The organism is Chryseobacterium sp. CBo1, assembly GCF_001693475.1.
Classification (GTDB): Bacteria; Bacteroidota; Bacteroidia; order Flavobacteriales; family Weeksellaceae; genus Chryseobacterium; species Chryseobacterium formosense.
Genome location: NZ_MAUH01000012.1, coordinates 184120 through 204576, shown reverse-complemented (window position 1 = coordinate 204576; position 20457 = coordinate 184120). Strand labels below are relative to the sequence as shown.

The window sequence follows — 20457 nt, the reverse complement described above, 5'->3', positions numbered from 1 at the left end:
ACCCAAAATGGAAAATAATAATACACAGGCAACCGAACCTAAAAAGAAAAAAAGCTTAGTCTTTCCTATTATTTTGGCGGTGGTTTTAGTAGGAGGTGGAATCTTCGGATACAGATCTTACTCTTACGGACAAGTGCATGAAGAAACTGATGATGCTCAGATTGCATCAAACTTAGCTCCCGTGATTTCGAAAATTTCTGGTTATGTGACGGACGTAAAAGTGAAAGACAACCAGTTTGTGAAAAAAGGAGATACTTTGGTTATTCTGGATAACAGAGACCAGAAAATGGCTCTTCAACAAGCAGAAGCTGCTTTAGTTACGGCAAAAAGTAATATTTCCAACGCTGAAGCTTCTACAACAGCAACCTCAAAAAACATCGGTTCTTCTCAGGCAGCAGTGACAACCGCTAATGCACAGATTGAAGCAGCAAAAGTAAATGTTTGGAAAACCGGGCAGGATTTAAAGAGATACGAAATTCTTGTAAAAGATCACTCTATTACAGAACAACAATATGAGCAGGCTTTAGCAGCAAAACAATCTGCAGACAGACAATTGCAGGTTTTAGTTGACCAGAAAAATCAGATTGCTCAGCAGACGGATATTGCTTCTTCTCAGACAGCGGCAAGTTCTCAGCAAATCAGTGTTGCGGGATCTGTGGCAAAACAAAGAGAAGTAGATGTTGAAAATGCTAGATTAAATTTATCATATACTGTAATTGTTGCTCCTGAAGATGGTTTCGTAGGAAAAGTGCCAATTCAGGCAGGACAATATTTGCAGGCAGGTTCTCAGTTATTTGCTTTGGTTAAAAATGATCAGAAATGGGTTGTTGCCAACTTTAAAGAAACTCAGGTTGATAAAATGGTAGAAGGACAGAAAGTAAAAATCGAAATCGATGCTTTTCCTGACAAAGATTTTGAAGGGGTTGTAAGCTCATTCTCTCCGGCAACAGGTTCTACATTCTCTATTCTTCCTCCGGATAATGCAAGCGGAAACTTCGTAAAAGTAGTACAAAGACTTCCTGTAAAAATCGATTTTGTAAATCTTGATAAAGATATTGCAAAAAGACTGAGAACAGGAATGAATGTAAAAGCAGAAGTTTCTTTAAAATAAAGAGACAGGTTAAAAGGAAAAGGTATAATGTTTATATTCTTTCTGTTTGGAAAGATTTTAAAATAAGTGAATTGTCAGTTTTGCTGAAGAAAGTCAATTGTGAATTGAAAATGAAGTAAGATTGATGGAGTTTTGGAAATGAAGTAGTAAAAATTGACAACGAAGTTGATTGACATTGACAATTCACTTTTACGTAATAAAAATTCATAAGTGAATTGTCAGTTTGCTGTTGGAAGTCAAAGACAAATGCTGAAGGAAATGGGAAGCAGGAAATTGATGATGATTTTGAAGAAGATAATGGCAGTTGGAAATGAAGTAGTAAAAATTGACAACGAAGTTGATTGCTGACAATTCGCTTTTTTATAATTTTTAAAAATGATGTTAAATATTAAGCCTCAACCTTAAACTTAGCCTAATAATACATTAAAAAATCAATGCAAGATTCATTAGTAGAATACGGAGCCCGAAGAGTAATCATTACGATTACAGCGATTCTTTGTGCTTTGCTGGAAATTGTCGATTCCACGATTGTAAATGTTGCCCTCAACGAGATGAAGGGAAACCTGGGGTCTACACTTTCTGAAGTGGGTTGGGTAATTACAGCGTATGCCATTGGTAACGTAATTGTAGTTCCCATGACGAGCTGGCTGTCTCAACAGTTTGGACGTAGAAATTACTTTGCGGCATCCATCATTATATTTACCATTTTTTCTTTTCTCTGCGGAAATGCAGATAATATTTGGGAACTGGTATTTTTCAGACTGTGTCAAGGTATCGGAGGTGGTGCATTGCTGGTAACATCACAGACCATCATTACCGAATCTTATCCTATCGAAAAAAGAAGTATGGCGCAGGCAATTTATGGTTTGGGCGTTATTATTGGCCCGACTTTAGGTCCGCCATTGGGGGGATATATTGTTGATAATTACAGCTGGCCGTATATATTTTATATTAATATTCCAATTGGGATTGCGGCTACCTTAATGACTTTACAGTTTATTAAAAGTCCTAAATTTTCCGAAAAACGTAAGGCTTCAGATGTAGACTGGTTGGGAATTGCACTTTTGGCAGTTACCGTAGGATCCCTTCAGTTTATTCTGGAAAGAGGCCATGAAGAAGACTGGTTTGAAAGCGGAATGATCGTCACTTTTACTTCTACAGCTGTTTTAGGATTTATATGTTTCCTTTGGCGTGAACTCACTTTCAAATATCCAATCGTGGAGCTCAGGGTTCTGAAAAACGGAAACTTAAGGATCGGAACGGTGATGTCTTTCGTGTTAGGATTCGGTCTTTATGGTTCAACGTTTATCGTTCCTTTATATACGCAAAGTATTTTGGGCTGGACAGCGCTTCAGTCAGGTGCTTTAATGATCCCGGCTGCACTTACAACCGCATTTATGATGCCGATTATTGGCCGGTTACTTTCAAAAGGAGCGAAACAGCAGATTCTCGTTTCTTTGGGATTGCTTATATTCTTTATTTACAGTTTCTGGGGTTATAAGATTCTGACACCCGATACCGGGAAAGATGCCTTTTTCTGGATGCTGATTGTGCGAGGAATGGGATTAGGTTTATTATTTATTCCGATAACATCTTTATCACTAAGTACCTTAAAAGGCCAGGAAATCGGTCAGGGTGCAGCTTTTACAGGAATGATGCGACAGCTTGGCGGTTCTTTCGGAGTTGCGGCAATCACAACGTTTATTGCCAATGCAAGTCAGAAATACCGTGTGAACTTAATAAGTCATTTAGATTCTACCGATTTTGATGTTCAGCAAAGAATAAATGGTTTAAAAGCCAGTTTCATGGCAAAAGGAATGACTCCCGATGCTGCATTGAATGCTGCTTATAAAGTATTGGATATGTCTGTGACAAAACAGGCAACCGTACTTTCTTATATGGATGTATTTCTTTATCTCGGGATTGCGTTTCTCGTTTGTATACCTTTCATCTTGTTTGTGAGAGAAAGAAAAAGCAAAGAGAAAATAGACCTGAGTGAAGCCATGCACTAATTTTTCTTAGAAACCTCCGGATTTTTTCGGAGGTTTTTTTATTCCAGAATCATATTCTGCTGTATCGCCATATTTACAAGCTCGGCGGAGTTTTTTGCACCAAATTTATTAAGCAGATTTTTACGATGCGTATCAACAGTTAATGAGCTTAAACAAAGTTCATTCGCAATCTCATTACTCGTTTTTCCTTTTGCTAAAAACTGAAGAATCTGTTTTTCTCTTTTCGTCAGACGTGGAGTAGTAGTTAATTGCTGTGGAGAAGGCTTGCTGATGATGTTTTTGGTCTCGTTGCAGAAAACAATATTTCCTGAAAGTGCACCCTGAAAACATTCCATTAACTCTTCAATGGAAACATTTTTCAACAAATAACCACTGGCTCCATTTTGAATACACTGCATAATAATACTTCTTTCGGAGCGGTTACTGAACATAATAACAGAAGTATTCGGCGAAATTTTCTTAATCTCTTCACACAATTGTATTCCGCTGATGTCGGGAAGAGAAATGTCAAGCAAAACAATATCAACCTCATTCGTTTTCACAAACTTGATGACTTCAGAACCATTGGTAAATGTTTCGGAAATTTGAAAAAACGGTTTGTCGGATAACATGATTTTCAGCCCTTCAATGACGATAGGGTGGTCATCTACAATGACAATATTTATTTTATGAGATTGCATGAGTATTGAGTTCTATATTAATTGCCGTTCCTTCATTATCAGAATTGATTTCCATTTTTCCTTTTAAATAATCAACACGGATTCGTAAATTATGAAGACCCATACTTTTTGTTTTTGAATGATAATTTTCATCAAAACCTCTGCCGTCATCTTCAATGGTAATCATAAAAATATCATTTGACTGGGAACATTGCAGCAATATATTTTTTGCTTCTGAATGTTTTACCGCATTTGCCAGAATTTCCTGTACAATTCTGAAAATATTAATCTGAATAGCCAATGAAAGCTTTGGATTGATGTCGATTGCCTGAAAATCAATATGTAAGTCGTTTCGGGTGTAAAATTCACAAAGGTCTTTTAATGCGGTTTCTAAACCAAATTTTAAAAGAGATTCCGGCATAAGATTCCGTGAAATATTTCTCAGCTCAGAAACAGATTGATCCAGCTGATTAAGAATTTCATTAAAGTTTTCTTTATTTTTTTGTTCTAAATTTTGCGAGGCCCATGTCGAAAAATTAATTTTCACTCCGGCAAGCATTCCGCCAAGTCCGTCGTGAAGGTCTTTTCCGACTCTTTCTCTTTCCTTTTCTTCACCTTCAAGAATGGCTTTTGTTATTTTTAATTCTTCCTGCTGCGCAATTTCTTTAAGTTTTTGATGGTGATTAATTTCCTTTTGCTTGCTTAATTTTTTAGTATAAAAATAAATGGCAATCATTAAAATAATTAGAAATAAAGATGCAAAACCAAGAAGCCATAAATACTGATTTTTCTTATTGATTTCCAGTTCTTTTTGTGCTTTTTCAGTGTTCAAATTGGCAATTTCTTTTTGTTTTTCTGCGGTTCTGAATTTGGTTTCCAGCTTATTGAGTTCCAGCTTTACATTTTCAGTATTTAAACTGTCACTCAATTTCGAATACTTCTTTTCCCAGATTAAAGCTTCAGGAAGATTTCCCATTTGTTCATTTAGGCTTGAAAGCTGGTTGTAAAACGTTTTTCTGTTATTTACATCAATAATCAGTGTTTTTTCAGACAAAATATCTTCCAGAACTTTTTTTGCTTCATTTAGTTTATTTTGCTTTCTCAGAATATCATATTTGTTGAGATAAAACATCTGGGTCAAAAGATTCTGATTCGATTTTTTAGCATAAACCAACCCTTTTTCAATCATCGGAAGCGCTTCTTCATTCTTTTGTTTGGTAATAAAATAAAGTGTCTTTCCGTAATAATAGGAAGCATTGGATGAAGATTCAGGATAAGGCTGAATCAATTTTTCGGCTTTGTCTAAAAACCTTTTTGCTTCGTCTCCTTTAGCCTGATAACAGAAATTACTTGCCGTATTCAAGTAAGCAAAAAACAATTCGGGAGAACTGGGTGCATTTTTTTCTAATAATTGAATGGCTTTTGTGTTGTATTCAAAAGCTTTTGCAAACTCAGCATTATAGGTAAGAATAATCGCAAGTTGAGAATAAAGCTGACCTAAAGTTTTATGATTCTTATACTTTTCCACCTGCGGAATGCTTTTTTCAACTAAAATTTTAACCAAAAAAGGATAACCTTCTTTATTTTTCTGCGTAACTCCATAGTTATACCATGACGAAGCGGTGTAAAAATCGGCTTCTTCAGTTTTAATTTTAGAGAATTCCTTTATGGCTTTCTGGAAAGAAAGTGCTGCTTTTTCTTTGTTTCGTTCTATAAAATGTTGGCCTTCATAATAATGATATTTTGCTTTGTTTAAAGGATTTTTTAAACCTAAAGTGGCAGCTTTCTGTAAATAATTTTTACTTGAAAGCGAATCTGTATTTCGGTAAAAGCTTGATAGTAAGAAATATGCTTTCACTTTTGAATGATTGTCGGTTTTTCCGTTGACCACATTTTTTAAGCTGTCCGAATACGCTTTTTCGTTAAGCGGAATAAGTTGTTGCGATTGCAGGTAAAGAGATAAAAAAATACAGAGGGTGATAAGGTGTTTCTTCATGCTATCAATTTCATTATTTGAAATAAAAACTCCACAATTTAGTGATAAAATTAATATCAGAAAATACCTAAAATCTGGTAGAAAATTTTACTTGATTCTGAGGATTGATTGCCGCTTCGCACAATCATAGTTTTGCAGGTACTAAATCAGACAGATTACGTAATTAACAATAACAGTAATATTTAACAAGAGAAATTATGAAAAAAATGAAATTGAAAAACGTTTTAAGAGGATCATTTGTAATGGTGATGATGGCGTTGGTTTTTGGCTTTGTAACCTCGTGCAGCAATGATGACGATGACAATATTCCGGGAACGAATAAATCTCACAAAGTGGTTTTCAAAGCGGAAGCATCTGCGGGAAGCAATATTGAAATCGCTGTTTACGGAATCGACGGAAATCCTACCACTGCAACGAGTTTAAGCGGTACAACATGGTCAAGCCCGGAAATTACTTCTGAAGCAGGAGCAATGAGTGCTAATGTTGCGGTAAATGCAATTGGAGCAAGCGCTACATCTACTTTGAAAGTTCAGATCTGGGTAGATGGTGAACTTAAAAAAGAAGGAACTTCAAGCGGACAATATTTATCTGCATCTGCAGCATATACGTTCTAAAAATTAAACTGATGATGAAAAGGAATCCGGCTCAATCTTGAGTCGGATTTTTTATTACCGAATGAACTGAAAAATACCTGAAATAAGCTAGAATATTTTTTTTAAATTTGACGATTGACAGAATTTTAGTCTATCATATTCCTGCGGATGCTCAATGAAGAGATTCCGGATAAGATTAACAAATAAATTTATGAAAAAAATAAAATTGAATCAGGTATTTAAAGGATTATTTGTTGCTTTGATAACAGTAATGGTTTTTAGTTTTGTTGAATCTTGTCGGAAAGATGGTGATGATATTTCTGAAGATGTAAAGACACAAAAAATAGTCTTTAAGGCAGAGGCGTCACCCGGAGTGAATATAACCAAAGCCGTTTACGGGATCGACGGAAATCCTATTACGGTAACCGGTTTGAACGGAACGACCTGGACGAGCCCGGAAATCAATGCAGAAGGAGTAGTTTATAATTCTAATGTCGTAGTAAATGCAACAGGCGTTGATGCTTCATCTACTTTAAAAGTTCAGATTTGGGTAGATGGTGTATTGAAAAAAGAAGGTATTTCAAGCGGTCAGACTTTATCTGCTTCTGCAGCATATTCTTTCTAAAATTAAACTAAACTGATGATAAAAATAATCCGACTCAAAAACTGAGTCGGATTATTTTTATGTATTTTTTAGATTAAATTACTTTTACAATAAAGTAGCTTTTCTTTCCTTTTTGTAATAATAGGAATTTACCGTCAATCAAGTCGCTTTCATTGGCGGTGTAAACTTCATTGATTTTATCTTTATTTACAGAAATTGCATTTCCTTTCAATTCTCTGGTTGCCTCACTTTTAGACTTTAAAAATCCAGATTTTTCTGATAATAAATCAACGATATTAATTCCTAAAACATTCGCTTTTGCCACTTCTTTCTGTGGAACTCCGTCAAAAATATCCAAGAAAGTTTCTTCATCAAGGCTTACCAAATCTTCTGCTGTAGAACGACCAAATAGAATTTCAGAAGCTTTCAAAGCTTTTTCGTACTCTTCTCTTCCATGAACCCAAACCGTCACTTCTTCAGCTAATTTCTTTTGAAGTTTTCTTTCGTGAGGAGCAGTTTTGTGGTCTTCGATTAAGTCTTCGATTTCTTCTTTAGCTAAGAAAGTATAGAATTTTATAAATCTTTCAGCATCATCATCAGTTGCATTCAACCAGAATTGATAGAATTTATAAGGTGAAGTTTTCTTTTTGTCTAACCAGTAATTTTCTCCGCTTTCAGATTTTCCGAATTTTGAGCCGTCCGCTTTTGTAATCAACGGAACGGTTAATGCAAAAGCTTCTCCCTGAGCTTTTCTACGGATTAGTTCTGTACCCGTTGTGATATTTCCCCATTGGTCAGAACCACCCATCTGAAGCTTTACATTGTTATTTTGGTATAAATGTAAAAAGTCATAACCTTGGATCAATTGATACGTAAATTCTGTAAAACTCATTCCGTCTGCTCCCGATTCTCCTGAAAATCTTTTTTTTACAGAATCTTTCGCCATCATATAATTTACCGTAATATTTTTTCCCACATTTTTTGCAAAATCCAGAAAAGAAATATTTTTCATCCAGTCATAATTGTTAACCAGTTCAGCTTTATTTTCTCCACTTCCGGAAAAATCTAAAAATCTTGATAATTGGTTTTTCAAACAGTCAACATAATGTAAAAGTGTTGCTTCATCCAAAAGATTTCTCTCTGCAGATTTTCCTGACGGATCGCCAATCATACCTGTTGCACCACCAACCAAAGCAATTGGTTTGTGGCCGTGTTGCTGAAAATGAGCTAAAATTTTAATCTGAATAAGACTTCCGATATGCAAAGAATCTGCGGTAGGATCGAAACCGATATAGGCAGTTGTCATCTCCTTATTCAGTTGCTCGTCTGTTCCGGGCATCATGTCTGCAAAAAGACCGCGCCATTTTAATTCTTCTATAAAGGAATTCATTATTTTTTCAGTTTAAAATTTAAGGTGCAAAGATAATCATTTCGTGCGAGTTTTGGAATCGAGTTCCGAGTTTCGCATTCAAGGTTCGAGATTCAAGATTTATTTTCAAAGTTGTAAACTTCCGACACCATCACCCAACTTCCAGCCCTTATTGCTTCATTAGCAAAATTCAATTATATTTGTTATTAATGAAAGACGAGCAATTATTTCCTCTCATCCAAAAAGCAAAGGAAAAAGACCAGAAAGCGCAGACCAAACTCATCAATGTTTTTTGGGTGGATGTTTTTTCTTTTGTGATGAAAAAAGTTCGTGACGAAAACGATGCTGATGAAATTACAGTGAATGTTTTTTCAAAAGTTTTGTCTAAACTGGATATGTATGATCCGCATTTTCAGTTTAAAACATGGATTTTAACGATTGCTCAGAATACCATTATCGATTTTTGGCGAAGAAAATCAAGAGAAAATCAAGATCCGACGGAAAATCTGGATGAAGTAAAAAATCATTATGCAAAATCACCGGAAGAACTGATGATCTCGGAAGAAGAGCAGAAGAAAATTATCAAAACCATTGAATCTTTAGACGCCAATTATCAGGATATTATCAGATTAAGATTTTTTGAGGAAAAAAGCATTAAAGAGATTGCTGAAGAATTGGGGATTTCCGTTGCCAATACGAAAGTTCGTGTGATGCGCGCCAAAAAAGTCTTAGCTGAATTGCTGAAAAATAATGAGTTTGAGGATAATTAATATTATTAATGCCACAAATGCATGAATTTATATTTAAAAATTACCAAATAATCATTCGTGCATTCATGGCAGATTTAAATTATCATTTCCATCAATTCGTATCGTAGACACAGTCGATAAAAAATTCCTTAACTTTGAGGTCAATTTTAGAAATAAATGGAGAATTTAGTTCAGGATACTACCGTTCAGAAACCAAAATGGATTCGCGTAAAACTTCCTACCGGAAAGAATTACAGAGAATTGAGAACTTTGGTTGATAAATATAAATTAAATACAATTTGCCAAAGCGGAAGCTGCCCAAATATGGGTGAATGTTGGGGAGAAGGAACAGCAACTTTCATGATTTTAGGAAATATCTGTACAAGAAGCTGTGGATTTTGTGGTGTAAAAACAGGAAAACCCATGGATGTCAATTGGGATGAACCTGAAAAAGTAGCACGTTCTATTAAATTAATGAAAATAAAGCATGCTGTTTTAACTTCAGTTGACCGTGACGATTTGAAAGACATGGGCTCGATTCTCTGGGGTGAAACTGTAAATGCTGTAAGAAGAATTTCCCCGGGAACGACGATGGAAACATTGATTCCTGACTTTCAAGGGTTGACAAAACACCTTGACAGATTGGTAGAAGTTGCTCCGGAAGTGATTTCTCACAACATGGAAACGGTAAAACGTTTGACCAGAGAAGTGAGAATTCAGGCGAAATATGAGAGAAGCCTTGAAGTTTTAAGATATCTAAAAGAAGCAGGACAAAACAGAACAAAAACCGGATTAATGCTTGGTTTAGGAGAAAATAAAGATGAGGTTTTCCAGACGATTGAAGACATCAGAAACGCTAACGTTGACGTCATTACGATGGGGCAGTATTTACAGCCAACGAAAAAACATCTTCCTGTAAAGAAATTTATCACTCCGGAAGAATTTGATGAATTCGGGGATTTTGCAAGAAGCTTAGGCTTCAGACACGTTGAAAGTTCGCCTCTGGTAAGAAGTTCTTATCACGCTGAAAAACATATTCATTAAAAATATCAATCGCTTCAAATTCAGAAGCGATTTTTTTATTGTCATTACGAAGAATTAAAACATTGAGTTTGTCATTCCGTAGGAATCTAAGCAAATTTTATTAGAGATGATGCTTTACAAAATTTCATTGCTGAGTGAAACGCCTTTGCGAACAAAAATATACAGCATAATTTAAAATAAATCTTTGCGTTTATTGCGTAAAAAAAATAGATTCTTCCTTCGTCAGAATGACAAAGAAGTGTTGAAAAAACTATTCAACTTTACTTAGATGCTTTTTCTTAAAAGCAGACGGTGTTTCACCAATATATTTTTTAAATAATTTATTGAAATAGGAAAGACTTTCAAAGCCAACCTGAAAACAAACTTCCGTTACGCATTCATTTTGAAGGAGTAAAAGTTTTGCCTGATTAAGCCTGTAATTATTCACAAAATCTGTGAAAGTCATATTGGTTTGCTTCTTAAAATAACGACAAAAGGCAGGAGTACTCAAGTTTACATTTTCTGCAATTATGTTGACATTTAGGTGTTTATCATAATTCTCATGAATATAATCATAAATCGTTCCCATCCTGATTTTATCATTCAAAAACCATTTTATTCTAGTGTCTTCATTATTCAGTTCTTTTACTTCATTTGAACTTGCAAGAATCTGCAAAATCTCAATTAAACCCATGAAAGAACTGAATGAATTTTCATTTTTAATCTGATGAAGTTTTTCGACAACTGTTGCTTTGGTTTCGCCTGAAAAAGATAAACCTAAATAAGAACGTTCCAATAATTTTTTAATATTGTCAAATTCGGGGATAGGAAAAATAAGCTCCTGAAGGAAGTTTTCTCTCATTTGAAGAACCAATTGTTTGCATTCTGTCTGAATTTTATAATCAAAATTAAGGTGCGGAACATTTGAACCAATCAATAGCAGCTCGCTGTCTTTAAAATCTGAAATATTTTTCCCGACATGACGGATTCCTTTACAAGCTTCTACGTATACAAGCTCTATTTCAGGATGATAATGCCAAAAAAAACAGTCTTTCAAAGATGGAGAGAACAGTTTGAAAGATTTGCCATCTTCAAAATCGATGATTTCCTTCTGTATTTTCATTAGGTTCTATTTTGATTAATATTTGATTTAAATTAAAATAAAAAAGTTAATACAGAGCAAATTTATATCATTTCTGTTAAAGTTTAAATGATATTTTCTATCGAATTTTGTGCTGTTAAAAGAAGCAATGAATAATTGCTCAAATCAGGTTTATTTTTAAAGAATTTACAATGCAGATTGATAAAAGAATTATTCCGCTCGCAATAGGCGGTTTGGGAATTGGGACAACGGAATTTACGATTATGGGATTGCTTCCCGATTTGGCAAGAAGTTTACAGATTAGTATTCCGGAAGCGGGACATCTGATTTCTGCATACGCTTTTGGAGTTGTTGTAGGAGCACCAATTTTGATTGGATATTCGGTGAAATTTCCACCCAAAAAAGTGTTGATGGTATTAGTGATGATTTTCACATTGTTTAATGGATTGTCTGCAATAGCTCCTGATTATAATTCGATGATGATTATTCGTTTCTTGTCCGGACTTCCACATGGAGCATTTTTCGGTGTGGGAACAGTGGTTGCAACGAGAATGGCTGCAAAAGGGAAGGAGGCATTTTATATTTCCTTAATGTTTACGGGATTGACTGTGGCTAATTTGGCGATGGTTCCATTAGTGACTTACATTGGTCATATGTTTCACTGGAGATGGTATTTTGCAATTGTTGCGGTAATTGGTTTATTTGCTTTGTTATTTTTAAAACTTTGGCTTCCCGCGATGGAGGCGAATCAGGATACACATTTTAAAGAAGAAATTAAATTTCTCAAGAGAAAACAGGCTTGGCTGGTTTTGGCGATTACAGCAATTGGTTTTGGAGGTTTGTTTACGTGGTTCAGTTATATCACACCATTAATGACCGTTATTTCGGGAATTGCAGAAAGCAGTATGGCGTATGTAATGATTCTTGCCGGAGCCGGAATGGTAGTTGGAAATCTTGTCGGAGGATATTTATCTGACCGATTAAGTCCAGAAAAAACCTGTATTTTATTGCTTGCATTAATGATGGTTTCTTTATCCGGCGTATTTTTTCTTTCAGAATATCAGTATATTTCTTTAGGATTAACCTTTATCTGCGGTGCGTTATCAATGTCCGTTGCAGCTCCGATTAATATCATGATGATGAAAGCAGCACCGAAAAGTGAAATGATGGCGGCTGCGTTTATGCAGGCTGCATTTAATATTGCCAATGCAATGGGAGCATTTCTCGGAGGAATTCCTTTGGAAAACGGATTTTCATATAATTATCCTTCGTTGGTCGGAGTTTTTATGACATTGATCGGATTGGTCATAAGCATTCGATACATGTACCTTTATCGTTCTGCACAACCTGTGGAAAAAGAAGTTGCTGTGGAATGTGTCCCTTTTGATAAATAAAAAAAGAGAAGCAATTTTGCTTCTCTTTTTTGCTAACTAACTTTCAACTTCGTTACCGTTTTCACACCAGTACAAAGCATTATAAAGATTTTCTTTTGGAAAGGATTTAAATTCTCCGGGCATCAAAACACTGAAAATATCAGTAAAATTCTGTACGCCTTCTTTATCCGTTACAATGGCGCACCGGTTCCATTTTGAAAGATTTTTTAAACCTAAAAGAGCGTCCTGAAGCCATGCTCCCATTGTGAAATTGCTTAAATCTGTATCTAAATAAAGGAGGTAATTCAGTTCATCAAATTGTTCGACTTTGCTTTTAACGTATGGAATAACTAGATTTTCAAAATCTTCTTTCGTTATATCACCTGTTGCATTGAAAGCAGCCACATTTTCCGGAGCGTCATTAATAATCGTTATCATAATTTATATTTTAAATGGTTTTGGTGAGATTAATTGATCAATAATTAAACCATAAATGTAGAAATGCTTTATTAAAGGCGCAATTCTTGATGAGATTTTGAAAAATAATCTATGGACCTGAAATCTAACGAACCTTTCTGGCTTTTGAAAAATGGGTTGGTAGCTTCTTATCCCTCGCTTAAAAATGATGAAGAATGTGATGTTCTTATTATCGGTGGCGGAATTACCGGCAGTTTAATTGCCCATCAAATGATAAAAGACGGATACCAAACGATTTTAATTGATAAAAGGGAAGTCTGCAACGGAAGCACTTCAGCAACTACTTCAATGTTGCAGTATGAGATTGATGTTCCGCTTTATGAATTAATTGAAATGATTGGCGAAAAAGGTGCGGTAGAAAGTTATAAAGCCTGTTCAAAATCCATTGACCAAATAGCCAAACTCACCAAAGAAATAAAATCACGTTCGGGTTTTAAGAGAAAACAGTCACTGTATTTTGCTTCAAAAAAGAAAGATGCCATCTGGCTTGAAAAAGAATATGAAGCCAGAAAAAAAGCCGGATTTGATGTGGCTTGGCTGGGAACTGAAGAGATTGAGGAAAAATTCAGTTTTCAGAACACCTATGGCGGAATTTTATCGAAACAGGGCGCAAGTATCGATGCCTTTAAATTTGCGCATGAATTACTGAGATTTAACGTTAATAAGGGATTAAAGATTTTTGATAAAACAGAAATGAAATCCGTGAAATATCTTCGTGATCATAATTTGGCTTTAACAACTGATGGCTTTAATATTAAAGCAAAAAAAATTATTTACTGTATCGGCTATGAAAGTAAAATGCTGATTAAGGAAAACTTTGTCAACCTGAAAAGTACTTATGCGATTGTTTCTGAAATTGATAAAGATAAGTTTAAAAATATTGAACATACTCTCGTCTGGAATACCGATGATCCTTACATTTATATGCGGTCGACCGATGATGAAAGACTTTTGATTGGCGGTGGAGATGAAGATTTCTACGATCCCGAAAAGCGTGATTCTGTGTTGGGTAAAAAAGAAAAAGAAATTCGCCGGCATTTAAAGAGAATACAGCCTGATTATCATTTTTACACCGATTTTGTCTGGGCAGGAACTTTCGGTGAAACAAAAGACGGATTGCCTTACATAGGAACACATGATCAATTTAAAAACTCCTATTTTGTTTTAGGGTTTGGCGGAAACGGAATTACTTTCTCGGTTACCGGAATGGAAATGGCTTCCGCATTTATGAAAAATGAAACGCATAAGCTTTCTGAATATTTTAAATTTGGCAGATGATGTAAATTTTATTTTTTGAAGATCAATATAAATTGAAAAGTTTCGGGCTCGGCGAAGCCGAGCCCGAAACAAAATAAACAATAATAACATTCACATCGTCCAAAGGGATTTTTAATCATATGTGGAACTGGTGTTTGAGACCAATTCCTTTATTTATTATTGATAGGACTTCATCCTATCCTCTAAAAGACCGTCCTTTCAGGACTATGGATTTTAAATCTTGAATCCTGAATTTCGAATTTCAAACCTCAAATCTCAAATTTAAAACGCGTATCCATTTTTCTTTGCAATCTCGGCAATCGATTTTTCAATCGCTTTTCCCAAATCATCAGAATCTGAATTGCCACGTTTTTTGGTTTCAACATCAATGAACTCCTGACGTTTTTTTGCTAAAACCTCAATTTCTTTCTGAATTTTTTCCCGGTCTGCAGATTTTTGAGCCACAATTTTTGTGATTTCAGCTTTGCTTTTTCCTTTTAATTCTGAAGGCAATTCTTCTTCTTTCATCGATGAAATGTAAGCTTTATCTTTTTCAACTCTGTCTACCAAGTCCCAATGGTCATTTTTGTAAGCATTTTTCTTTGATTTGCTCACGGCTCTTTCCACTGCATTTGAAGCTGATAACGATTCCGCATTAACATCCTGAACTGCCTGTTTGTTTTTCATTTCAGAACCTCTGTTTCCGTAAGAAATATAAGTATTATTCAATTGGGAATTGTACTGTGAAATCTTTACGTCATAAGGCGTTTCAATGTAAATTACCTTTTGGTCGCTGTCGATATTAAAGAATTTTCCGTCTCCTAAAGTCGCTCCGGTTTGCCAATGCGACTGAATTCCTTCCTCACGACTTCCGCAGAAAATCGTATTGGTGTAAATGTTTTTGGTTTTAGCTTTAGAAATAACATCTTTATAACCTATTCTTCCCTGATCAAAAGGTTCGTTTCCGGCAATGTAAATCAGTTTCATGCTTTTTTCGTTTCCGTCCCATTTCAGATTGGTGGATGCATCACGAATGACCGCTCCGCAATATTCATTTCCGCCATTGGTTTTTAAAGCAAACAGTTTTTCCGAAACCAAATCCAAATCTTGTGTAAGCGGAGTAACCTGTCTGATGTAATTTTCATCCTGCAATCCATCATTTCCGTATTCATACAGAGCAATTTCCACTTGTGGCGATTTTCCGTTGTATTTTAAAGTCGTTAGAGTATTAACGATATTCCACAATCTCGATTTTGCCTGATCAATCAGTCCGTCCATACTGTTGGAAGTGTCCAAAAGCAAGGCAACCTGAATTTTATTATCCTTTGAAACCTCCATTGGTTTTTCGGAAACATTGCTTTCAAGAATTTGTCTTTCGTCTGTATTTTTGCTACAGCGAATTCCTGAAGTTTTTTCTGCGCTTAAAAATGCTGCAATACTTAAGCTAATTGTAATTAATTTTAAGGTGTTCATATTGTTTTGTTTTAATAATTTTTATTTTTTGTTACGAGTTACGAGATTCGTGTTATCACTTAATCTTAAATTCCGAACCTCGAATCTCGAATCTCACATCCCGGAACCCGAACCTCACATCCCGAAATTACCTGCTGTAATACTGGATCTGCATTTCTTTAGGATACTTCAATTCGTAAGAGAAGTTGATTTTTTCTGATGCTCCGCTGGAAATTTTTCTGTTCCAAAGAATGCTTCCGGTTTTTGCATCAAACTCTCCGTTTCCGATATCTAATGTTTTGACTGTAATTTTCTGATTTTCGCTTAATGGAATCTGGTCTAAAATTTCCAGTTCGATATTTTCTTTCGTATTATTTCTGATGGATATTTCGTAAGATTCGGTTTCTAACTTATTTGAGCTGAGTGATTTTTGAGCGGTTTTATCTTCTATTTTAATGCGTTTTACCACAATTCTTTCATCAATGCCAAGTGAAATCGGGAATTCATCTTTTACATAATTGCTTGTGATATTGGTTTTGCCGATATAATTGTCTTCAAAATAAATATTCGCTTCGCCAGAAATAAGATTTAAATTCTGCCAGTTTTTAACAAAAGCCATTAAGAAAACCTGATTGTTCAACTTCGGAACGGTGTGATATTTATATGTAGATTCTACATTTTTCTTATCTAAAATCACATATTGCTCTTTTTCCTGACTTAGAATGGTTTGATTATAATTTAATTCATACAAAATATTCATCTGATTATCTGAGACTGTTGCTACAGGAATCTGACTTGGTGCTGCAACTTCTTCTCTCATCTGATAAGAATTAGACATTTCAGCTTTTGCTTTTTGCATATATCCAACTTTCACATCTTCATTATTGTAAGCGGTATATTCTGCAACGTAAAGTGGCGATAAAATCGGACGGTTTTGATTGTAAGAAGGTCTGTAAGTGGAGACAAAAAGTTTTACGTTGTTCCAGTCTTGTCCTGTTTTCTGATAAATTTTTCCTTTATATGCAATCTCCAATGGTTTTTTCGTAGACTGCGCTCGCAAATCATAAGACGGAACCCATCCTGCATTGGAAACGATGTAGCTCACTCCGAGATTCAAATTCATTTCATTTTCGGCAAGAATTTCAAGAATTAGCTCTTTTCTGTTGCTGTTTTTGTGGGTTTGTTCTTCAGAGAATTGTTTGTTGATTTTAGCAATACTTTCATCCAAGACAGATTTTTGTTCGTTCAAAAGAAAAACCTGATTATCAATTTCCAGCATTCTTTTTCTGTAAAATTCTGTCAGTTTAATTAACTGTTCCTGCGGAGTCGATTTATCGTTGGTTGAAACTTTAAGATTATCATTAATGATATTTTGTTCGCCCGTCAGATTTTTAATCTGAATATTTAGTAAATTAACCTGTCTCTGAAATTTTTTTCTTTCATCATCTAATTTTTTTTCTCCTTCGGTCAGTTCATCATTTTTAAGAAAATTATTTTGTGGAGTGATCGATAAAAGCGTTGTGTTTTTTTCAAGATTAATTTTATAGGTGTTTTCATCCAAATCATTCGGAAGATTGATGATTTTCACGGTGTTTCTTCCTTTTTGAAGATTTACATTCGTGCTTCCGAAAACTTTGGCTCCCTGCAAAAATACAGTTGCCTGTTTCACATCGATTTCTTTTTTAATTTCCTGAGATTTAAAAAACGAAAGCGAAAAAATGAGGATTAAAATGGAGTGTCGCATTGTTTATTATTTAAAGTTCTACAGTAAAATTACCCTGATTTTAAACCGGAACTTTGAAGACTTGGTGAACAGAGGTTTTCACTTGGTGGAAGTTTTTTAGAACAAAAAAAGACAGTCATTTCTGACTGCCTCTGTAGGATTTTTTACCGCAAAAGAAACAAAAGATTGATTCAGTTTGAGCTACTCAAAAGTTTGCAAAATCATCATTAATTGATAGAATTCTACATTTTTCAACTTTTAAAATCTCTTTCTCAATAATTCTTTTGACTCTTTTGCGGTAAAAATTTATGCAGCATCAAAGAATCTCGTATTTTGTTTTGATGCTGTACTTCAGCTTGATATTTTCGATGTTGTCGAAAGAATAATCCAGACTTTGGTCGGCTGCTTCCAATTGCACATTGGCCATTTTGCTTCTGTAAGCTACAGGAAGCACAGAATCGCTCATGTAATCTTCAATTTCTACAATTTCGAGCGGTGTTCCGGTTTTTTTGCCAATACTTTCCAGAAGGTAATCTGCTTTTTCTTTTGCGGCTTTCAACGCATTGATTTTTACCGTTTTTCTGAAATCTGCAATTTTTGTGTTTTTAATTTCAGCAATATTCAGATTGCTTACCCATTTTTGATTCAGTTCTTCAAAAAGCTTACTCACATTGGTTTTTGCATTGACTTTAAACTGAAAACTCTTGGTAAACTTGGTTGTTTTCGAATACAAATTCTGGTACATCGACTTAAATTTGATGTCTTCGTTTTTTACACTGTTATTTTTCAGGGTTTCAAACAAAAGCTTTTCGCTGTCTGCCAATTGATTTTTGTTGTCGGCTTTTATTCCGATGTTAAAGATGATTTCATCCGGTTCTACTTCCATTTCGGCAACTCCGGTTACTTCAATGGCGTTTTTCTTAACTTCCTGCGCATTCACCAAACTTCCTGCTGCAAAAATTCCTACTAATAAAAGGTGTTTCAATTTCATAATGTAAATATTTATTGTTTTTGTTTGTCTTCAATCGCTTTTGCGATTTCATCATGTTTATTTTAAATTTCTAAAGTAAAATTACTGCGATTAGAAACCGAATTTTTGTAAACTTGGTAAACTTGGGTTTTCACTTGGTGAAAGAAGATTAATCTACCAAAATGTGAAATCTATCTTGCAATGCATTCATTTTTTCATACTGAACAGGTTTAGCATGAATGGTCTGATTCTTAAAAGAAAAAGTAATAGAATTGTCTTTGTTTCTGATCACGAAATGTTTGGAAATATGATGATTATAATCTTTGAGTATAATTTGGCTGTCAAAAGAAACATCATAATGAAATACAGTCATCTTTTCCGAAGATTTTTCCATCAAAATCAAATATTGGTCTTTATGGAAGAATAAATATTGAAACGGACTTTCTAAAGCCGTCACTTCATAAGCCTCATTGAATTGCATTAAATTCTTTTCTTCTTCTGTATTGAAATAAGGTATTCCTATTTTAATGAATATAATTCCGGCAATTAAAATTTTAAAAAATGTTTTATAAGGCAATATTGAATTTTGGTCTAAAAAAGTTCTTTTCGGAAGCTGAATTATTCTAATGATTAATTTCCATCCGTTTTCTCTTACCAGAAAAACACTCATTAAAAGTAAAATCAGCGAAAAAAACTTCACAGAAATATCAAAGCTGATATTGATAATTAATATCTGAGTAAAACTGATCATCGCCAATAATAATCCTAAAAACCGGGAACGTCTGAGCAACAATAAAATTCCTGAAAAAAGTTCAATAGAACCCATAATCATATTGTAGATTTTGGAAGTTCCAATCGTGCTCCAGAATAAAATATCTTTATCTAAATTTCCAAATCTTGTAAAAAGAATATTAGGTTCCGGTTCTGGAAACTGAGCTTTGAAGATTTTATCGAAACCGTATTTAATCAGAATAATGGAAATGTAAAAAACACAAACATATTCTGTGATTATTAAAAATCTTTTAGTCTTTTTCTGGTCAATAATGAAACTGAAAATTACCGAAGAGAATAATAAGATGATGATTAAAACCAACATCGAATAACTATCCGAACTGTAATCTATGCGAGTGTTTTTTTTCTTTAGAAAAAATTCTAAAACAATTTGAGTAAAATCTCCAAATATAAAATGCGTAATTTTCAATTGAAAATCATTCAAAAAACTCAATGGGAAAAACAGAATAAACTGAAGAAAAAAAGTACCTGAAAAAATAGCTGATTTTCTCAAAAACACGGATTTGAATTCCACAAAAATATTTTTATCGGTTTTTTCTGGAAATAAATACAGCTCCAAAAACAGCGATTGCCAAAACCAAAACATACATGATCCCTTCTTTAGATTCAAGGCTTTTTATTTCAGCTTTTTTGATTTTTCTTTTTGTTGAAAAGGGCTTATATTCTTTCGTTTTCTCGTCGTATTTCAGGAAAACGGTACTGTCGATGTCATTCTGGAAGTTGTACTTTTCTTTAAGCGTTTTCTTCATGGTTTCAATATTCCTGTCTGAAAAAACGCGATGGTTGTAAACGGTATCTCTTCCGGGTTTCCATTTTTCGGAAATATCAAAATCTGTCATTTTGCAAGTTTTGGAAGTTACAATTACACTTTTATCATCGTCGATGATAATGACGCTGTCTAACCTTGAAGAGGTAACATATCTTTCAGGCCTTATTCCAAGATTTGAATAATTGGTGTTGTAGCTGCTTTCTATGATACTGTTTTCAAAATATTTCATATCTCCGCTGTGACTTTTAAAGGAGATTAATTTGGTCTGAGCATTAATCTGAGCAGTAGAAAATAGTAGCATAACCGCTAAAAAAGATAAATTTTTCATGAAAATTAAGTTTAAATGATACTGCAAACTTAGCTTCATACTCACAATTAGATGAGGTAAACTTGGTAAAGCTAATCTTTCACTTGGTGAATCGTTTT

At 34.4% G+C, this 20457-nt stretch carries 19 protein-coding genes; 9 read left to right on the top strand and 10 right to left on the bottom strand.

The features are described 5' to 3' along the window. Positions 1 to 7 precede the first annotated feature (7 nt). The 3 genes from BA768_RS09565 to BA768_RS09560 all read left to right on the top strand — a co-directional run bounded on the left by BA768_RS09565 (position 8) and on the right by BA768_RS09560 (position 3123). On the top strand, positions 8 to 1111 hold the full coding sequence (locus BA768_RS09565) for an HlyD family secretion protein (protein ID WP_065720544.1): 1104 nt from the start codon (positions 8 to 10) through the stop codon (positions 1109 to 1111). A 210-nt stretch (positions 1112 to 1321) separates the two neighbouring features. After that, positions 1322 to 1459: a hypothetical protein gene (locus tag BA768_RS21265; protein ID WP_165601781.1), complete on the top strand. Its 138-nt coding sequence runs from the start codon at positions 1322 to 1324 to the stop codon at positions 1457 to 1459. Between the two features lie 86 nt (positions 1460 to 1545). Beyond that, complete coding sequence (locus BA768_RS09560; RefSeq protein WP_034674380.1) at positions 1546 to 3123, top strand: DHA2 family efflux MFS transporter permease subunit; 1578 nt, start codon at positions 1546 to 1548, stop codon at positions 3121 to 3123. Between the two features lie 38 nt (positions 3124 to 3161). On the opposite strand, the gene BA768_RS09555 is transcribed toward BA768_RS09560, so the two are convergent. Beyond that, entirely contained in the window at positions 3162 to 3803 is a 642-nt protein-coding gene (locus tag BA768_RS09555) for a DNA-binding response regulator (protein ID WP_034674382.1), read from the bottom strand. Further along, positions 3790 to 5778: a sensor histidine kinase gene (locus BA768_RS09550; protein ID WP_065720543.1), complete on the bottom strand. Its 1989-nt coding sequence runs from the start codon at positions 5776 to 5778 to the stop codon at positions 3790 to 3792. The genes BA768_RS09555 and BA768_RS09550 overlap by 14 nt, the downstream gene beginning before the upstream one ends. Positions 5779 to 5975: 197 nt before the next feature. Here BA768_RS09550 and BA768_RS09545 point away from each other — a divergent pair, with 197 nt between their 5' ends. Both BA768_RS09545 and BA768_RS09540 read left to right on the top strand, forming a co-directional pair. After that, positions 5976 to 6392 (top strand): hypothetical protein, encoded by a 417-nt coding sequence (locus BA768_RS09545; RefSeq protein WP_065720542.1) that lies wholly within the window; start codon positions 5976 to 5978, stop codon positions 6390 to 6392. A 190-nt stretch (positions 6393 to 6582) separates the two neighbouring features. Then, positions 6583 to 6996: a hypothetical protein gene (locus BA768_RS09540; RefSeq protein WP_065720566.1), complete on the top strand. Its 414-nt coding sequence runs from the start codon at positions 6583 to 6585 to the stop codon at positions 6994 to 6996. A 73-nt stretch (positions 6997 to 7069) separates the two neighbouring features. Here the strand turns inward: BA768_RS09540 and tyrS are convergent, their stop codons facing one another. Further along, positions 7070 to 8365, bottom strand: coding sequence for a tyrosine--tRNA ligase (gene tyrS, locus BA768_RS09535; RefSeq protein WP_065720541.1), 1296 nt, complete (start codon positions 8363 to 8365; stop codon positions 7070 to 7072). 188 nt (positions 8366 to 8553) lie between these two features. Between tyrS and BA768_RS09530 the strand changes: the two genes are divergently transcribed. Both BA768_RS09530 and lipA read left to right on the top strand, forming a co-directional pair. Continuing rightward, positions 8554 to 9114, top strand: a complete 561-nt coding sequence (locus BA768_RS09530) for an RNA polymerase sigma factor (RefSeq protein WP_065720540.1) — start codon at positions 8554 to 8556, stop codon at positions 9112 to 9114. Between the two features lie 156 nt (positions 9115 to 9270). Then, a complete protein-coding gene (gene lipA / locus BA768_RS09525; RefSeq protein WP_065720539.1) occupies positions 9271 to 10137 on the top strand; it encodes a lipoyl synthase in 867 nt (288 codons plus the stop codon). A gap of 250 nt (positions 10138 to 10387) precedes the next feature. Here lipA and BA768_RS09520 read toward each other — a convergent pair whose 3' ends face one another. Then, positions 10388 to 11239, bottom strand: a complete 852-nt coding sequence (locus BA768_RS09520; RefSeq protein ID WP_065720538.1) for an AraC family transcriptional regulator — start codon at positions 11237 to 11239, stop codon at positions 10388 to 10390. A 170-nt stretch (positions 11240 to 11409) separates the two neighbouring features. Between BA768_RS09520 and BA768_RS09515 the strand changes: the two genes are divergently transcribed. Continuing rightward, entirely contained in the window at positions 11410 to 12612 is a 1203-nt protein-coding gene (locus BA768_RS09515; protein WP_185114195.1) for an MFS transporter, read from the top strand. Positions 12613 to 12648: 36 nt separating this feature from the next. Here BA768_RS09515 and BA768_RS09510 read toward each other — a convergent pair whose 3' ends face one another. After that, the gene (locus BA768_RS09510; protein WP_065720537.1) at positions 12649 to 13029 is read right to left on the bottom strand and encodes an STAS/SEC14 domain-containing protein; all 381 of its coding nucleotides are present in this window, start codon (positions 13027 to 13029) and stop codon (positions 12649 to 12651) included. 111 nt (positions 13030 to 13140) lie between these two features. Here BA768_RS09510 and BA768_RS09505 point away from each other — a divergent pair, with 111 nt between their 5' ends. Beyond that, complete coding sequence (locus BA768_RS09505) at positions 13141 to 14346, top strand: NAD(P)/FAD-dependent oxidoreductase (protein ID WP_065720536.1); 1206 nt, start codon at positions 13141 to 13143, stop codon at positions 14344 to 14346. Positions 14347 to 14607: 261 nt separating this feature from the next. On the opposite strand, the gene BA768_RS09500 is transcribed toward BA768_RS09505, so the two are convergent. The 5 genes from BA768_RS09500 to BA768_RS09480 form a co-directional block, all read right to left on the bottom strand. Then, entirely contained in the window at positions 14608 to 15798 is a 1191-nt protein-coding gene (locus BA768_RS09500; RefSeq protein WP_065720535.1) for a vWA domain-containing protein, read from the bottom strand. Positions 15799 to 15925: 127 nt separating this feature from the next. Beyond that, positions 15926 to 17521: a DUF4139 domain-containing protein gene (locus BA768_RS09495; RefSeq protein ID WP_065720534.1), complete on the bottom strand. Its 1596-nt coding sequence runs from the start codon at positions 17519 to 17521 to the stop codon at positions 15926 to 15928. A 295-nt stretch (positions 17522 to 17816) separates the two neighbouring features. Further along, complete coding sequence (locus BA768_RS09490; protein ID WP_065720533.1) at positions 17817 to 18491, bottom strand: SIMPL domain-containing protein; 675 nt, start codon at positions 18489 to 18491, stop codon at positions 17817 to 17819. Between the two features lie 148 nt (positions 18492 to 18639). After that, positions 18640 to 19755, bottom strand: a complete 1116-nt coding sequence (locus tag BA768_RS09485) for a hypothetical protein (RefSeq protein ID WP_123947093.1) — start codon at positions 19753 to 19755, stop codon at positions 18640 to 18642. 31 nt (positions 19756 to 19786) lie between these two features. Beyond that, the gene (locus tag BA768_RS09480; RefSeq protein WP_065720531.1) at positions 19787 to 20359 is read right to left on the bottom strand and encodes a hypothetical protein; all 573 of its coding nucleotides are present in this window, start codon (positions 20357 to 20359) and stop codon (positions 19787 to 19789) included. Positions 20360 to 20457 lie beyond the last annotated feature (98 nt).

What these genes read in the sequence shown, in the direction of transcription:
- BA768_RS09565 (WP_065720544.1), top strand. Translation starts at nt 8, where the DNA reads ATGGAAAATAATAATACACAGGCAACCGAACCTAAAAAGAAAAAAAGC.
- BA768_RS09560 (WP_034674380.1), top strand. Translation starts at nt 1,546, where the DNA reads ATGCAAGATTCATTAGTAGAATACGGAGCCCGAAGAGTAATCATTACG.
- BA768_RS09555 (WP_034674382.1), bottom strand. Translation starts at nt 3,803, where the DNA reads ATGCAATCTCATAAAATAAATATTGTCATTGTAGATGACCACCCTATC.
- BA768_RS09550 (WP_065720543.1), bottom strand. Translation starts at nt 5,778, where the DNA reads ATGAAGAAACACCTTATCACCCTCTGTATTTTTTTATCTCTTTACCTG.
- BA768_RS09545 (WP_065720542.1), top strand. Translation starts at nt 5,976, where the DNA reads ATGAAAAAAATGAAATTGAAAAACGTTTTAAGAGGATCATTTGTAATG.
- BA768_RS09540 (WP_065720566.1), top strand. Translation starts at nt 6,583, where the DNA reads ATGAAAAAAATAAAATTGAATCAGGTATTTAAAGGATTATTTGTTGCT.
- tyrS (WP_065720541.1), bottom strand. Translation starts at nt 8,365, where the DNA reads ATGAATTCCTTTATAGAAGAATTAAAATGGCGCGGTCTTTTTGCAGAC.
- BA768_RS09530 (WP_065720540.1), top strand. Translation starts at nt 8,554, where the DNA reads ATGAAAGACGAGCAATTATTTCCTCTCATCCAAAAAGCAAAGGAAAAA.
- lipA (WP_065720539.1), top strand. Translation starts at nt 9,271, where the DNA reads ATGGAGAATTTAGTTCAGGATACTACCGTTCAGAAACCAAAATGGATT.
- BA768_RS09520 (WP_065720538.1), bottom strand. Translation starts at nt 11,239, where the DNA reads ATGAAAATACAGAAGGAAATCATCGATTTTGAAGATGGCAAATCTTTC.
- BA768_RS09515 (WP_185114195.1), top strand. Translation starts at nt 11,410, where the DNA reads ATGCAGATTGATAAAAGAATTATTCCGCTCGCAATAGGCGGTTTGGGA.
- BA768_RS09510 (WP_065720537.1), bottom strand. Translation starts at nt 13,029, where the DNA reads ATGATAACGATTATTAATGACGCTCCGGAAAATGTGGCTGCTTTCAAT.
- BA768_RS09505 (WP_065720536.1), top strand. Translation starts at nt 13,141, where the DNA reads ATGGACCTGAAATCTAACGAACCTTTCTGGCTTTTGAAAAATGGGTTG.
- BA768_RS09500 (WP_065720535.1), bottom strand. Translation starts at nt 15,798, where the DNA reads ATGAACACCTTAAAATTAATTACAATTAGCTTAAGTATTGCAGCATTT.
- BA768_RS09495 (WP_065720534.1), bottom strand. Translation starts at nt 17,521, where the DNA reads ATGCGACACTCCATTTTAATCCTCATTTTTTCGCTTTCGTTTTTTAAA.
- BA768_RS09490 (WP_065720533.1), bottom strand. Translation starts at nt 18,491, where the DNA reads ATGAAATTGAAACACCTTTTATTAGTAGGAATTTTTGCAGCAGGAAGT.
- BA768_RS09480 (WP_065720531.1), bottom strand. Translation starts at nt 20,359, where the DNA reads ATGAAAAATTTATCTTTTTTAGCGGTTATGCTACTATTTTCTACTGCT.